The following is a 15,348-nucleotide window of genomic DNA, read 5'->3' as shown; positions in this document are numbered from 1 at the left end:
CCGTAGGCCCGGTAAGCGATAGCGCCACCGGGCGATACAGACCGCAGGGCTTTACACCAGATTCTTCAAACGATAAATCCATTCCAGCGCCTGACGTGGCGTCAGGGAATCCGGGTCGAGGTTCTCCAGCGCTTCCAGCGCCGGGGAGGTCTCTTCGGCTGGCACCAGCAATGACATCTGCGTTCCGTCAACCTGGGTGGCCGCCGCGTTTGGCGCCAGGCTTTCCAGCTCACGCAGCTTCTGACGCGCGCGCTTGATCACCTCCTTCGGCACCCCGGCCAGCGCCGCCACGGCCAGACCGTAGCTTTTGCTCGCCGCGCCATCCTGCACGCTGTGCATAAAGGCGATGGTATCCCCGTGCTCCAGCGCATCCAGATGCACGTTCGCTACGCCCTCCATCTTCTCCGGCAATTGGGTCAGCTCGAAATAGTGAGTAGCAAACAGGGTCAGGGCTTTGATCTTATTGGCCAGGCTTTCGGCACAGGCCCAGGCCAGCGAAAGCCCGTCATAGGTTGAGGTGCCACGGCCAATCTCATCCATCAGCACCAGGCTGTACTCCGTGGCGTTGTGCAGAATGTTGGCGGTTTCGGTCATCTCGACCATAAAGGTCGAACGACCGCTCGCCAGATCGTCCGCCGCGCCCACGCGGGTAAAGATACGGTCGATAGGGCCGATCTCTACCTTTTGCGCCGGAACGTAGCTGCCGATGTAGGCCAGCAGCGCAATCAGTGCCGTCTGGCGCATATAGGTACTTTTACCGCCCATGTTTGGCCCGGTAATAATCAGCATCCGGCGCTGCGGCGACAGGTTCAGCGGGTTGGCGATGAACGGTTCGTTCAGCACCTGTTCCACCACCGGGTGGCGCCCTTCGGTAATGCGCACGCCTGGCTTATCGGTGAAGGTTGGGCAGCAGTAGTTCAGCGTCTCGGCACGTTCCGCCAGGTTGACCAGTACATCCAGCTCGGCCAGCGCCGCGGCGCTCTGCTGCAGATCCGCAAGGTGCGGCATCAGGATGTCGAACAGGGCATCATACAGCTGTTTTTCCAGCGCCAGCGCTTTGCCTTTGGAGGTGAGCACTTTGTCTTCGTACTCTTTCAGCTCCGGAATAATGTAACGCTCGGCGTTTTTCAGCGTCTGGCGGCGCACGTAGTGAATAGGGGCCAGATGGCTCTGTCCACGGCTGATCTGAATAAAGTAGCCGTGTACCGCGTTGTAACCGACCTTCAGGGTGTCCAGTCCAAGGCGCTCACGCTCGCGAATCTCCAGCTTATCCAGATAATCTGTCGCGCCATCGGCCAGTGAGCGCCACTCGTCCAGCTCTTCGTTGTAGCCCGGAGCAATCACGCCGCCATCACGCACCAGCACCGGTGGGGCTTCAATGATGGCTTTTTCCAGCAGTTCGCGCAGTTCGCTAAATTCGCCCATCGCCTCGCGCAGCTTTTGCACCGGGGCGCAGTCAACCTCCGCCAGCTGGCTGCGCAGTTCCGGCAGTTGCTGGAAGGCATGGCGCATGCGGGCTAAATCGCGCGGACGCGCCGTGCGCAGCGCCAGTCGTGCCAGAATACGTTCCAGATCGCCCACCTGACGTAATACCGGCTGAATGTCGCTGTACCGATCCTGCAGGGCGTCAATGGTCTGCTGGCGCGCGGTGAGCGTGGCAATATCGCGAACCGGCATATGCAGCCAGCGTTTCAGCATACGGCTGCCCATCGGGGTGACGGTACTGTCGAGCACCGAGGCGAGGGTGTTCTCCACACCACCGGCTAAATTCTGGGTGATCTCCAGATTGCGGCGGGTGGCGGCATCCATAATGATGCTGTCCTGCTGGCGTTCAATCGTAATGGAGCAGATATGTGGCAGGGCGGTGCGCTGGGTATCTTTTACGTACTGCAGCAGACAGCCCGCGGCGCACAGGCCGCGCGGCGCGTTTTCTACGCCAAAGCCGGTCAGATCGCGGGTGCCAAACTGCAGATTGAGCTGCTGGCGCGCGGTGTCGATTTCAAATTCCCACAGCGGACGGCGACGCAGACCGCGACGCCCCTCAAGCAGTCCCATCTCGGCGAAATCTTCGGCATACAGCAGCTCCGCAGGATTAGTGCGTTGCAGTTCGGCCGCCATGGTTTCGCGGTCGGCCGGTTCGCTCAGGCGAAAACGCCCGGAGCTGATATCCAGGGTGGCGTAACCGAAACCTTTGCTCTCCTGCCAGATGGCGGCGAGCAGGTTATCCTGGCGCTCCTGTAACAGCGCTTCATCGCTGATGGTACCAGGCGTGACGATGCGTACCACTTTGCGCTCAACCGGGCCTTTCGAGGTGGCCGGATCGCCAATCTGTTCGCAGATGGCGACCGATTCACCCTGGTTAACCAGCTTCGCCAGGTAGTTCTCTACCGCATGATGTGGAATACCGGCCATCGGGATGGGTTCACCTGCCGAGGCGCCACGTTTGGTCAGGGAGATGTCGAGCAGCTGCGAGGCGCGTTTAGCATCGTCATAAAACAGCTCGTAAAAGTCGCCCATCCGGTAAAAGAGCAGGATCTCGGGATGCTGAGCTTTCAGCTTGAGGTACTGCTGCATCATTGGGGTGTGGGCGTCGAAATTTTCTAGTGTACTCATCAGGTTATGATGTCCATCTGTATATGAATTAATGAGTTAAAGTGATTTCTGGGTCTCATTTAGTCTCACTTTGTCTCATAAGATCTCATGAAAACCTACACAAATGTGTAGGTCGAAATGTAGCTTGCAAACCTACATTTCAGTCATGTAAGGTTGTTCTAATGAAACCTACACTTTTCTCATAAGTACATGAGGATATGATAACGGAGTCTTTGTGGCAGGAAAACAAGATGGGAAGCCACTTTCATCTAAAGCTGTCGAGATGATGAGGGCTGGAGATAATGATAAAGCCGATGTGGGGGAAAACCGTGGCTTAAGGGTGGCGTGTGGTAAAACTGGCGTAAAATCCTTTTTCTATAGATATACAAGTCCCCTGACGGGCAAGCTAGTTCAAGTTAAGATTGGCAACTTTCCACAAATCACACTCGCTGTAGCTCGTACCAAATTACATGAATTGAAATTAATCCGGCAGGATGGGCGATGTCCGGCAACAGAGTTAAAACAACAAAAGCTCTTTAAGCAAATGGAAGCTGAGAAAGAGGAGGTACCAGTATTAACCATCAAGGGGCTTGTTGACCTTTACTTGTCAGAACGTATTGAAGACCGTAAAACAAGTGATGGGAAGCTAGTTTTAGGGGCGAGAAAGAAGAAGGGACAGGAGGAAGTGCGCAGAACACTCTATGCGGATGCTGTTGATAAATTGGGTAGCCGAAGCGCAGCCGAGATCACCAGAAATGATGTCGTGAACCTGATAAACAGCGTTGTCGCTCGCGGGGCAAAGGTCCAGGCAGGGAATGTGCTGCGGGAGTTATCGCTTGCGTATGAATTCGCCATTGGGCTTGGGCGATTTGAGGAGAGCTTTGCCAATCCCGCTGTATTAGCAAAATCCAGTCTCAGACAGACTCGCCTCAAATTAACTAATGACCGAGGTACACGTGTTCTTAGTGAAAATGAATTGACCAAATTATTACGATGGTTGCCTGGATCTGCATACTCACCTACAGTAAAAAATGTTCTCCGCATGACGCTTTGGACGGGGTGTCGTACAGGTGAGGTCTGTAATATGGCGTGGGAAGATGTCGATCTGGAAAAAGGGACTATACATCTTCGCGACACTAAATCGAATGTAGAGCGTTATGTCCAACTATCTAAACAGGCAACAGAATTTCTGAAAATACTTCGCCTTAATACTGACAAGTATTTATTCCCCTCATCGCGAACTAAGCAACCGATACTACAAAAATATCTTACAGAAAATGCGTGGCGTATGCGTGAAGCAGGGCAAATGTTAGATATTCCGAGCTGGACGCCACACGATTTACGAAGAACAGTGAGAACTGGATTGTCGCGGTTGCAATGCCCTAATGAAGTAGGGGAGGCAATATTGGGACATACCAAGGGGGGCGTTGAAGGGGTTTATAATCTTTATAAGTATGATGCAGAATGTAAGAAGTGGCTGCAGATCTGGGCTAATTACCTTGATGATATAAATTAAGTTGATACGGTTTTTTAAATGAAATTTTATGCGTAGTAATCAAAATTAAATCCTCTCACTACTACACGATGGTTGTGAGCATTTATGTATTGAGGCCTTCTTAAAGGCCTCACCTTGAGGATAGGCATTATTCTAAGTAAAAGTACATTGTAAGAAAAATGGATTATTTTTTCATAATAACTTTCAATCTACTACCGAGTCTGGTTATACATCTTGGCCAAAAACCCCATACCATATTAATGTCGAATAAGGGTAATTGACTTTCGTAAATCAAATTGAGATGCTTGTGTGATAAGCGCAACGTTTTTGTACTCAATTTAATGCAATGTTTTAGTTTTACCATACTAGGATTACAAGGGCATGATTTTAGAAATCCATTTTTAGCTAGTTTTAAATTGAGGTTTTTTTTGTAGACAGTAAGTCGAGTAAAAGGGTTTTCCATTTGCATAAGATTTTTCAGTAGCATACTTTTATTTTTATTTCCTATGTTTTTCCTAGGCCTAAAGCGTGCCTCAATACGAAGAAAACTATCATAATCGTTATGTTGAATATTCATCAAACTTCTTCTTTTCATTCTCCGAATTATAGGGTCGTTATACCCATCAATTTTTTCATAACAGTAAATATACAGTTGAGATCGTCTACTCCCTAATGTTAGGCCAGGCAATCCATTATTTTCGTTAAAGTATTCAGCTTTCTCTGAACGTTTTAGCCCCCATATATAATACTCAAGTCGTGCGCTGTGAATATCTACAGCTACATCCACTTGAGTAACCCATGAATTTAATAATACATCATCTAATTTCATATTTAATTTTTTGTTCAACCAACATAATAAACGATCTATTTCTTCTGGGAGTAGATGTTGTGGATGGAGTTCTAAACGTAAATCCCCTGTTTTATGATTTATGGGGAAATAATCGATTCTTAGCAGTAAGGGAGATGGTATCACTTTATTTCTTATTATTACTGCTTTTCTATAGGGTTTTCCGTCGATTCCTCGAATCGATTGCACTCGATATTTTTTGTATTTGTGAGAGCTAAGTGAATCAAGTTTCTCATAAACGAAATTTTCTTGCGAAAGATTATCGATATTACCAACTAAAGTTAGTTTGTCAATTCTCATTCTAATTGGTCTTCCTTTAAAGTCTTTTCCAACTTTTGGTGAATAGTTAAAATCTATATTTTTCTTGTTTATATACATTTTTTGTCACTATGTAGTATGTGAATATAATAACGTGGTTATATGAAGTATTGACTATATATACGTACTAATATGATGGTATATAGCTATATGTCTATAGCGTGCTATTAGAGCGAAGCATGAGGGTGACCATTAAACAGGTGATGTGTTTTATCTAAGATTGACCTTTTGACGCTCGGCTATCCAGTTCTGTACATCTTCCTCCCTCCATGCAACAGAACGTGAAGACTTGCCACCAGTTAGACGAACTGGTTCAGGAAAATAGCCTGCCTTGATTTGACGGTAAAGTGTTGCACGGGAAAGTACGCATACTTCTAGGACTGCCCGGATTTTGATTAAACGTGCATTTGACATGTTCTGAATTCGCTAGTTAAGCGTACCAAATTGGTACCTAGACTCTTTACAGATTCCGGTTTTAATCATCAAAATCTCATGTAAGTGCTTTAAAAACAATGACTTAAATGATGATTTTATTTTGCTAAACTTTGAAACTTTGAAACTTTGAAACTTTGAAACTTTGAAACTTTGAAACTTTGAAACTTTGAAACTTTGAAACTTTGAAACTTTGAAACTTTGAAACTTTGAAACTTTGAAACTTGACCGCGTATGATTAAAAGATTGATAATCTCTATTATGCTTACTTTATACGTGTCGAAATCCGGTTCTAAAATATATTCCCTATAAATAATGCTTGAATTTTATTTCGAAATAAAATAAATGTAACTATAGAAATGTAATTATAGCTGAGCATTCTGGTGGTTATTTTGGATGGTTGATACTTTCTAAATTTAACAATGGCGAGGTAAATGCTTACGCTTAATATCTAACGGTTTTTGTGAGTCTGGAATCTCAACACCTTAATAATCTAAAATATGGATCTTAAACTAGAAAAAACAATGCTAAAAATTATACGAGTATATATTAGGGTGTGCAATATTCTCTGAAATTAAGCTGTGTAATACTAGAATAATGAATTCAATATTAATTAATCTCCCGTACAGAGTTGTACCTTATGTAGCTGGCTCCTGTGAATATAATCATTCTCACACTGAGCCACGCGTGCCAGGGATGTCGTTATAACTTGCTAAATTAAGCACTCATAAGTAGGCAGGTTGCTCTACAGGTTATGTTAAAGTACGTGTATTCCTAAAATGGACGAATGTTTCAAATAAAACTAAGGAGTATCTTTAAACATCCTTATCCCATCGTCTCCATTTTAATACCGTGAGTGAAAATTGAAACATTCATAAGATAATAGTGTGGAATAAATCACGATATTTGTCATTATTAAATAAAATGACTAAAAAAGAAGTAGAAAAAAAATCACAACAGTATTATATTATATATGAAAAAATTCTTTATTTTAAGATGTCACTATGGTTTGAGTACAAGTAGAGGCAATGAATGAGAAGTTTAATAGGTGGTTTCTGTTGAGTGGTAGTCAAATTTAAATGTTTCATTCAAATTTAATAACCATTTATAAAGAAATTAAAATTAAACTTTTTATTCAAGATTTGAATTTTCCTTAATGCATTCAGTAGGGGAGTTGATATGTCTGGAGAGACAAAAAACATTGATGAAATGGCATCTATAATCTCCGATGCCATTTTCAAAGAGATGAAATGGGAGTTGAATGAAGAGTACAAAGATATCAATTGGCTATGCAATAATATCCATCACAATAAAAAAACTCATCCTACTGATGTTGTGTTCTCATATAAAGATCCATATAGCGCTGAAATGCAATATGTTCAGACTGATTTGAAGTCATATTCTAAGGCTTCTATTAGTAAAGTGAGAGTAACTTCAGCCATAGAGAGTCTTGCAACACAAGTTGAATGCTCTAGAGATAGCCGGGAATGGGCTGAAAAATTTAGGCGCGGTGAAATTCGTTATGGTTTACATGGAATGTTGTTCATCTACAACAATGATGAGCATTATGACTCTGATTTACTAGATACTATCAATCACGTTGCTAAAAAAGAATATAAAATACCACTGGGTTCAACATTAAATATTTTAACACCAAGAACCATTCGATTTTTGATGACTGTCGTAGAGCACATCAAAGAAAGAAGATATATTGATAAAGAAGATAGCTCAAATAGACAACTTGAAAAAATAGCGCCCAGAAATGAATGTGGTTTTTTCTATCCTGATAAGCACAATCGCATTGCAGATACAAGCGTTAGTCATTCTGCGACGTTAGAAATGATAACGTCTGGAATGCTGCTTTTTAATTACAAAAATCCACTCAACGGACAAAGTGTCTTAAATATTTATTGGGATGAAGCTATAACATCTAGTAAAGAATTCATATACTTATTTGAGTTTGTTTTTCATTACCAATTATTAAATCAGTTTGATCTGGTTTATGTTATAACTCCTTTTTGCCAACAAGCGATGTCCTATTTCAATCAAGCTAAAAGAGGATATGAGAACTATGCTCTTACTGATAGTCAATTGGAAAAAATAAATAAAATTAAATATCTTTCTATGCCCGTAGTAAAAGTTACTTTATTTCCCTTCACTATGCAAAATGGTGAGTCTAGAAGACATTTAGTCCAGGATTAATAAATGCTTAAATATAAATCTTCAATCTATTCTGACGAAAGCGATTTATACACAGCTCTACAATCCAATAAAGCAAAAATGACATCACTGTCATTGAGGAAACTTGCTTTGAGGCGAGGGATAATTTTTTCATCAATGATGGATCGTGATGATCTTATTGATGCTATTTCAGAACTACCCTTTTCATATTCTCAGTTGCAATACTTAACTGATCGCTTGACTCCAAAAATAAGAAGAGAGCAGTATTCAGTTAAAAGGATATTTGGTACATTCGATATTAATAAACTCAATGATGTATTATTGAAACTGAGTGAGAAAAGGATTAGATACAAAGCCACAGAAAACATAAGTGGTTCACGCGAGCTCGATCGTTATTCTATTGAGATTGATTATACTGAGTATGATTTTGGTAGGGGTAAATATCAACAAAAGAAACGATATGGTGGTTGGATCGAATTTATTAATCACGGTGAATATTTGTCTATACGCTTTACGTACACAATACGTATAGCGAAAATTTTAAATGAGCTAATTAGTCTATATGAAAATATATACGCTCAAGACAAATTTGAAGTTCATGAGGTGGATCTTTCTGCTATTCCAGATGCTTTAGAGCGTAATGCATTTACTGAAGGTCTTTGCAAAACTAATTCTGAAATAATGTTTTTAAGTATACAGAAAGTAAGGATAAGTAAAGCAAAAACAATTATTGATGATCAACAACCCACTGAAGCAGAATTAGTGTATGAAGATGAACTTGACAATGATATTTTACATGAGGATGCTAGCTCAGAAACAGTTGAGGATAATTCAAATCTAGATGAGAATTCTACTGGGGCAAAAATATTGAATGCCAATTTTGATGGTGAGTTTCTTGATAGCTCTGAAGACATTGAGAAATTTATAAAAGAGGGGTTTTATAGGAGTAGAATAAAATGGCAGGCTAAGGCTTTATTCATCAAGAATAATCCCATTTTAACAATTGAATTAGCATTTAATGACAGACATTATGGCCGCGATTTGAAATTTAGAATAGCAGGTATTGAATCCGTTATCGTAAATGATGATGGGGATGATGACTGTAATATATATTCCGCGAATTTTGATAAAGTATTCCCTGTTATAGAAAATATGATTTATGAATCGTTTGATAAATTAAAAAATGATAACCGGGAAGATAGTAAACAAGGGGATTTAAAATGAATATAATAAAAACAATCTCTATAGGAGTTTTATCAATTGATGATTTAAATAAAATACAAGTTGCAGTTAGTGAAAGTAGATGCAATGTAAACTATAACTTTTGGTTTGATGTTAAATATACCAGCCAGACACATATAGAATGCGAGTTTATAGAAAAGATTGTTAATGAGCGTACATATGAAAATTTAGATGGAGTTGAGGAGAAAATAGAATATGTTGACTATTATAGAATGAAGTTTATCTTTAGGGCTAATTCATTCTTTTCATTATGCCTTATTGATCCTCCGCGAAACACGAAGTATGGGTTACAGATGATAAGAAGTTTAGTCACTGCTGATGCTAAATTAAAATCGATTGAATTCGATTTGGCTAAAATTATTTGGTGTGCCAATAATGGAGAGAATATAAAAATACATGCAGCAAGCATCTCTAATTTAAAAATGAATAATGATATTTTAGCAAAAATCAAATTGGTTTCAAATTTTAATATTAGCGATTTTGTCGGGGGAGAATATAAATATAATTCAGGATGTATTGATTCTTTAAGTGGATTTGTTAGAGGTATTCCATTTGAAATATCCAAACTTGGTAGAATTAAAACTCAAGTTGATAGTATCGAAATAGTTCTGAGTTTATTAGAGCAGTTCAATGTCCATAATGAATGAATATATATTCGCCATCTTTATGATGGCGCTTAATTTTGTTAATCAAAGTTAAGTGACAGTACAACTTAGATGAAAATTATAGAGATCTGATAAATACTATAAATGCTCCTCTTTTACTGACCTAAACGAATACCTGATTAAATTTACTTATGTAAGAATTAAATTTGGCCAAAGGTAACAAAATCAGTATTTCTTTCATGTTTTTCGATTTTATCTGATAACTTTTAATGCGAACTCTATAAGTCGATGTATCATATTTTATGTGGGAATGTATTTAAATCAATACTAAAAAGTGATACTGTAGATACAATTAGTTTTATTATATATTACAGATACTCAACAATATACTTTGCTCAAGAGGTACGGAATTGGCTTCTTCTAATAAACTATATGGTTTAGATGACAAAATCGAGCAACTTTACAAGTTGTGTGAGGTTTTTTTGAATTCAGATGAAACACACATCAAAAAACTATCCCAGCTATCAATATATCCGACATTTTTATTTAATGGATATCCAGGGACAGGGAAAAGCTCGGTTGCAAGTATTATCTTTGAAAGGCTTAAAAATGAATATAACATTGATCTTAATAGGTTGAATATAGATGAACTTATTTCACACAATTTTGGGGAATCTTCATCTAACTTAAGGAGTTATTTTAATAACAAAAAAAAAGAAATTGAAGAAAATAATTCATATTGTTTCATTATTATGGATGAATTGGATTCATTTACCGTGAGTAGACATCAAAATGACAATGACAGTATAAGAAGAATTCTTTTAACTTTTAACACAATAATAGATGAATTAGTTAGAAGTAATGATATTTACAGGTTTATTATTATTGCAACCACCAATATTAAGGAATATATAGATACATCTATTTTGAGAAGGTTTTACTTTCAAGAGGGATTTAATATTGAGATTGACGAGAGTGATTTTAAAATATTACTGGCCGAATTGGCCACCCTTGCAAATGTCACTGTTGAAGGGTCGCTTAGTGAGATGTTTAAAAATTACAAGCAGAAAAGAATGACGCTTGGAGAACTAAAGTCAATTTTCTCAAAAGGCTATATAAATAATTTAATTAATGGGGGTAAAAGTTGTATTTGTTATAATGATTTTTCTGAATTTAAAAGTTTTCATGAATTAGCGCTAAATAATAATAGAGACACTTGCAATGATTACTGATGAAGATAAAATGATAAAAAAACTGGAAGAGCATAGGGATGCAACAAAATTAGTCGTTGAAATTGCAAGATTACATGACATTATAGTTATTCCTTCTGTCAACAATGATCCCAGAGGGGACTTTGAGTATCCATCTAATAAGAAGGAGGAGCTAATAAAAGCTCTGGATAAATATATTGGGAAGTATAAGTATATTAAGGGTGTTAATAATGAATAAAAAATTTGGAGAAATTAAAACAAGAAGAAATATCCTCCCTTCTCAAGCCCAAGAAATCATAAGGAAGGGTACGATAGATATACTTATAATTCAAGCAACTGCATCACCGAAAACGAAAAATATACTTGAGCAAGGTGGTGTGACATTGTATGAAGGTGTAGAGCCTGACGAAGTTGAACGTTTAAGAGAAGTCGTTGCCAGAGAGTTAGAAACTAAAGAAAAAAAGGAAGGTGAGTGATGGATTTAACATTTATTGATAAAGATAATGAAATCAAAAATATCTCTGTATCCGACTACTGCTTTGAAAGGTTAGCTATATTAGGGTTTTCTAAAAAAGTCGAATATCAAGAAAAAAGTTTTTTTGTCGAGGGTGAAGACTATACTGTATTAGCCGTAAGTCTTATTGGCAATAATCGCAAAATTTTGATTGAAATTGTCGAAGGTGAGAGGCAAAGTGAACTTGAGAAGCTATTCAAACATATTGATGAAAAACCTACTGTTAAGGAGGTAAGAAGTCAGCTTTCTTATATAAAAGAGTTAACTGAAATTTATAAGAATTTAAAAACAGATAATAACATCTATTTTTCATACGAATAAGCAAGACATATTGAGTCTAATACTCAGGCGCAGCTTTGCTGCGCTAGTGTTAGAAGTAGCTTCTGCTCATATTAAATTCCCAATACCACGCACTTATTCAATGCATGACAAATACGGACGTGCCAATGTCTTGTAGTACATTCATTGGGGGCTGGTCATATTGACTGGCAATAACTGGTCGTAACACCTCAAATCATCGTTCCTTCTAACGACCCGGTCTGATGTGACACTGGGTCTATCAAGAAGCCATCTAATCAACCCATTCTTGAGATTGACCAACCCCGGATATGGATGAGTTGTTTTATACGAATGCCCGTAATTCAGCGAGGAAAACAACAACCGGTAAATGTATAGGGATATGAAGCATAGCTATTAGATTGTCCTGTAAGATAAGGTTATAAAAACACAGGCATAATCAGTTTACATGTTATTTTTTGCACATGTTTAAGTCGATGTAAGATGTGTCCTTGGTCGGTTTCTCAAAGGAGATGCTGAATAAAATTGTCATACATAGGTGTTACTATAGGTCAATGTGTGGTTTTTTGTTTTTTTTATTAAAAAAACATTAAAAATCAGTGATAACACACCAATGCATCATGGGGGTGTGGGCGTCGAATTGTCAGTAGTGGTCATGGAGTGATGATGTCCATTTCTTTGAAAACAGTGCTGTTCAGGCGACGTTAGGGTCGTGTATTGCCGCTATTGTCGCATGAAAAAATGGCCCGGCGCAGCAAAATGTCACTACCTTAATCCGCCTCTTCATTGACCAGTTCAATCACCAGTTTTCCCTGTTCCACCAGCACCCGCACCCGGGAATGGGTTTTAAAACCGGCCTCTTCCAGCCAGTCGCCTTTTAAACTCAGCGCGGCGTGTACGCTGTAGCGGGTCGGGATCTTGGTCTTGCGATCCTCATGGCGCTTTCTGAAATACCCCACGGTGAGCTGGCGGCTGGGTCTGGAAATGCTGATATCTGACATAGAAACTCCTTTTTCTCGGGCAAGGATCAGGTGATATAAACACCTGTATAAAATGCCAGTAAAATGAACCTGAGACAAACGCAGAACTGCGAAGCGTCTTCAGAAAACGAAATGTAAAATATGAAATCGGGCTGAACTTCCCGATTTAAAAAGGTATTATGCATACAACTTATCAGTGAGTATCAGGCTATGGCAGGAAAACGGATCGCGCGCGAAAAAGAGACCATCCGTAAGATGATCGCGCTCTATGAAAAGCAGTGCCCGCAGGCATCTAAAGAGGCGGGGCATTACGCAGCGCTGAATGCGTATGCCGACAAGCGGCTGGATAAATGCGTGTTTGGTGAAGAGAAACCGGCCTGCAAGCAGTGCCCGGTCCACTGCTACCAGCCCGCTAAGCGTGAAGAGATGAAGCAGGTCATGCGTTGGGCGGGGCCGCGCATGCTCTGGCGTCACCCGATTCTGACGATTCGCCATTTGATTGACGATCGCCGCCCGGTGCCAGAGCTGCCGGAAAAGTACCGCCCGAAAAAGTAACCTCTCAGGTGCGCGGCCTGCGCATCGGGCGGCAGATTGCCATTTTAACTGCGAGATGAGATAGCTCATAGTTGACCATTATTAAATCAACCGAATGCATTTTTCTTGCTATGTATCAGGCTTGAAGAAAGTTAATGTATATTATTTACAGTACTTTCTGAAAATTGAAATTAATATTTTCTAAATGAATAGGTGAGGTAAATTTAGCGATAAATTTCTATAGCTTTATCTTTCAGTTGCCCACAAAATTCAATCCAGGATTTTGGACCGATACTTACACGGCTAACGCCAGATTTACTGTAAGCCTGAAGGTCCGGTTTACTGCTTAAATCCATTATATTTACTGGTAAATCGACTGCCGAACAAACTTGTTTTATTAAATAATGGTCTGTGGTACCAGGAATAAAGAATCCATTTGCGCCAGCCTCACGATATGCACGTCCTTTGTGGATGACGGCTTCTAGTGAGTTGATATGTTTGTTCTGGTCATCTTCTTGCAAGAAAATATCTGTTCTGGCATTAATGAAAACATTAACCCCCATTTTATCTGCTGTTTTTCTCAGGGCTGTTATTCTTTCAGATTGTTTGTCTATCCCGAATATACCACCCTGAGCGATATTTTGGTCCTCAAAGTTAACGCCTGCGACTCCGATATCAATCAACGCAGAGAAGTTTTCACAAACCTCTTTTAATTCCTGAGCGTATCCGCTTTCGAAGTCGACAGTGACTGGAAGGTTTACCGCTTTAACAATATTCTTTACAACTACAAGTAACTCATCAAAAGGCATGGATTGCCCGTCAGTGTATCCCTGTGCCTCCGCAACAGACCAGCTGCTGGTCGCAATCGCCTCTGCGCCATTAGTGGCAAGAATTTTGGCTGTACCGGCGTCCCAGATATTGTAGAGAAAAAGAGGGCGATCCTTTTTGTGCAATAGATGAAATGATTCGATGTGCTTATTCATAGTGCCTCTCAGTTATTGGATATTCTGCGTTCATGTTCGATTAACCATTTTTTACGCCACAGTCCACCACCATATCCTGTTAATGTTCCGTCTGCGCCAATTACCCTATGGCATGGGATTAAAATGGAGATTTGATTTGCTCCATTAGCTCGGGCAACTGCCCGACAAGCCGTGGTATTGCCTATCTCTTTAGCAATATCTGAATAACTTCTTAATTCGCCCATAGGAATTTTTCTCAGCGCATCCCAGACTCCTCTTGTAAACCTTGTGCCAAATTCTGCTAAGGGTGTATTAAAATGGAAAATTCTACCCTCGAAGTATAAGTTAAGCTCTTTCTCAACGAGATCGATGGGGGCTTCGCGGCCCATAACAATTTCGGCGTTGGTGATTTTTTTAAGTTTTTCCATTTCGCCTGGCAGCGCTTTTCTGTCGAGAAATTCCAGTAAATAAAGAGAGTATTTATCCGCAATGGCGATCATTGTTCCGATAGGGGTCTCTATCCAGTCTGCTTTAAGGTAAAATCTATTATGAGCATTTTTGGGAGAAACACCGATATGCCGCGATATTGCATTACGAAATCCGCTTCCTGAATCATAATTGGCTGTTAATTGTGCATCGATTACTTTTGATCCGTCAGTCAGAGACTCCACACTTTTCCCAATCCTTCTCTGCCGGGCAATTTCTAAAAAAGTAATGCCAAACTGACGTCTGAATGCCCGCCTGACCGTCGACGGATCGAATCCCATTTCTGCAATGGCACCTTCGGACCACTTTTTATCAGTGTTACTTTCCAGCTCATCCAGTAGCTGGTCAATCATAGGCTCACGAGTCAGGCCGATAGCCATCGGCCTACAGCGTTTGCAAGGTCTGAACCCGGCTTCCAGCGCTGAACCTATAGATGAATAAAAGGTTGAATTTTCTTTTTTGGGTTTTCTGGCAGGACAGGTCAGCTTGCAGAAGATACCTGTGCTTTTGACCCCCACATATGCAAAGCCTTCATAGGAAGGATCCCGTTCAATCAATGCCTTATAAAGAACGTCATCTGAAGGAATATCGAATAGCATCATGATGCCTCGTTTGGGTGGTGTTCCAATAATGTTAATGGAATGCTGGGGAG

General features: G+C 40.4%; 15 protein-coding genes. 9 read left to right on the top strand and 6 right to left on the bottom strand.

Going from position 1 to position 15,348, the window contains the following annotated elements; translation table 11 throughout:
- Positions 1-51: 51 nt before the first annotated feature.
- Entirely contained in the window at positions 52-2,613 is a 2,562-nt protein-coding gene (gene mutS, locus FHC51_RS00590) for a DNA mismatch repair protein MutS (protein WP_220434685.1), read from the bottom strand.
- A gap of 214 nt (positions 2,614-2,827) precedes the next feature.
- Between mutS and FHC51_RS00585 the strand changes: the two genes are divergently transcribed.
- Complete coding sequence (locus FHC51_RS00585) at positions 2,828-4,108, top strand: site-specific integrase (protein WP_220434684.1); 1,281 nt, start codon at positions 2,828-2,830, stop codon at positions 4,106-4,108.
- A gap of 163 nt (positions 4,109-4,271) precedes the next feature.
- Here FHC51_RS00585 and FHC51_RS00580 read toward each other — a convergent pair whose 3' ends face one another.
- Together FHC51_RS00580 and FHC51_RS00575 are read right to left on the bottom strand one after the other, a co-directional pair.
- On the bottom strand, positions 4,272-5,312 hold the full coding sequence (locus FHC51_RS00580) for a hypothetical protein (RefSeq protein WP_220434683.1): 1,041 nt from the start codon (positions 5,310-5,312) through the stop codon (positions 4,272-4,274).
- A gap of 150 nt (positions 5,313-5,462) precedes the next feature.
- Positions 5,463-5,666: an AlpA family transcriptional regulator gene (locus FHC51_RS00575; protein ID WP_220434682.1), complete on the bottom strand. Its 204-nt coding sequence runs from the start codon at positions 5,664-5,666 to the stop codon at positions 5,463-5,465.
- A 1,197-nt stretch (positions 5,667-6,863) separates the two neighbouring features.
- Between FHC51_RS00575 and FHC51_RS00570 the strand changes: the two genes are divergently transcribed.
- The 7 genes from FHC51_RS00570 to FHC51_RS00540 all read left to right on the top strand — a co-directional run bounded on the left by FHC51_RS00570 (position 6,864) and on the right by FHC51_RS00540 (position 11,758).
- The gene (locus FHC51_RS00570) at positions 6,864-7,886 is read left to right on the top strand and encodes a hypothetical protein (RefSeq protein ID WP_220434681.1); all 1,023 of its coding nucleotides are present in this window, start codon (positions 6,864-6,866) and stop codon (positions 7,884-7,886) included.
- 3 nt (positions 7,887-7,889) lie between these two features.
- The gene (locus FHC51_RS00565) at positions 7,890-9,089 is read left to right on the top strand and encodes a hypothetical protein (protein WP_220434680.1); all 1,200 of its coding nucleotides are present in this window, start codon (positions 7,890-7,892) and stop codon (positions 9,087-9,089) included.
- Positions 9,086-9,754 carry a hypothetical protein gene (locus FHC51_RS00560; protein WP_220434679.1) on the top strand — a complete coding sequence of 223 codons (669 nt, stop codon included), beginning with the start codon at positions 9,086-9,088 and terminating at the stop codon, positions 9,752-9,754. The genes FHC51_RS00565 and FHC51_RS00560 overlap by 4 nt, the downstream gene beginning before the upstream one ends.
- Positions 9,755-10,122: 368 nt before the next feature.
- Positions 10,123-10,944 carry an ATP-binding protein gene (locus FHC51_RS00555; RefSeq protein WP_220434678.1) on the top strand — a complete coding sequence of 274 codons (822 nt, stop codon included), beginning with the start codon at positions 10,123-10,125 and terminating at the stop codon, positions 10,942-10,944.
- Positions 10,934-11,161, top strand: a complete 228-nt coding sequence (locus FHC51_RS00550) for a hypothetical protein (protein ID WP_220434677.1) — start codon at positions 10,934-10,936, stop codon at positions 11,159-11,161. The genes FHC51_RS00555 and FHC51_RS00550 overlap by 11 nt, the downstream gene beginning before the upstream one ends.
- Positions 11,154-11,399, top strand: coding sequence for a hypothetical protein (locus FHC51_RS00545; protein WP_220434676.1), 246 nt, complete (start codon positions 11,154-11,156; stop codon positions 11,397-11,399). Before FHC51_RS00550 ends, FHC51_RS00545 begins: the two co-directional genes overlap by 8 nt.
- The gene (locus tag FHC51_RS00540) at positions 11,396-11,758 is read left to right on the top strand and encodes a hypothetical protein (protein ID WP_220434675.1); all 363 of its coding nucleotides are present in this window, start codon (positions 11,396-11,398) and stop codon (positions 11,756-11,758) included. Before FHC51_RS00545 ends, FHC51_RS00540 begins: the two co-directional genes overlap by 4 nt.
- A 746-nt stretch (positions 11,759-12,504) precedes the next feature.
- Here FHC51_RS00540 and FHC51_RS00535 read toward each other — a convergent pair.
- Positions 12,505-12,735, bottom strand: coding sequence for a SymE family type I addiction module toxin (locus FHC51_RS00535; RefSeq protein WP_220434674.1), 231 nt, complete (start codon positions 12,733-12,735; stop codon positions 12,505-12,507).
- A gap of 189 nt (positions 12,736-12,924) precedes the next feature.
- Between FHC51_RS00535 and FHC51_RS00530 the strand changes: the two genes are divergently transcribed.
- Positions 12,925-13,269 (top strand): nitrous oxide-stimulated promoter family protein, encoded by a 345-nt coding sequence (locus tag FHC51_RS00530; RefSeq protein ID WP_103822686.1) that lies wholly within the window; start codon positions 12,925-12,927, stop codon positions 13,267-13,269.
- 203 nt (positions 13,270-13,472) lie between these two features.
- On the opposite strand, the gene FHC51_RS00525 is transcribed toward FHC51_RS00530, so the two are convergent.
- Together FHC51_RS00525 and FHC51_RS00520 are read right to left on the bottom strand one after the other, a co-directional pair.
- A complete protein-coding gene (locus FHC51_RS00525) occupies positions 13,473-14,231 on the bottom strand; it encodes an isocitrate lyase/phosphoenolpyruvate mutase family protein (protein WP_220434673.1) in 759 nt (252 codons plus the stop codon).
- 8 nt (positions 14,232-14,239) lie between these two features.
- Complete coding sequence (locus FHC51_RS00520) at positions 14,240-15,298, bottom strand: bifunctional transcriptional activator/DNA repair enzyme AdaA (RefSeq protein WP_255584716.1); 1,059 nt, start codon at positions 15,296-15,298, stop codon at positions 14,240-14,242.
- Positions 15,299-15,348: the final 50 nt, after the last annotated feature.

Origin of the sequence: Leclercia sp. EC_58, from assembly GCF_019584355.1 — a bacterium.
Lineage (GTDB): Bacteria > Pseudomonadota > Gammaproteobacteria > Enterobacterales > Enterobacteriaceae > Enterobacter.
Note: the sequence above shows the minus strand (reverse complement) of the source record. Positions and strands in the feature narration are given on the sequence as shown.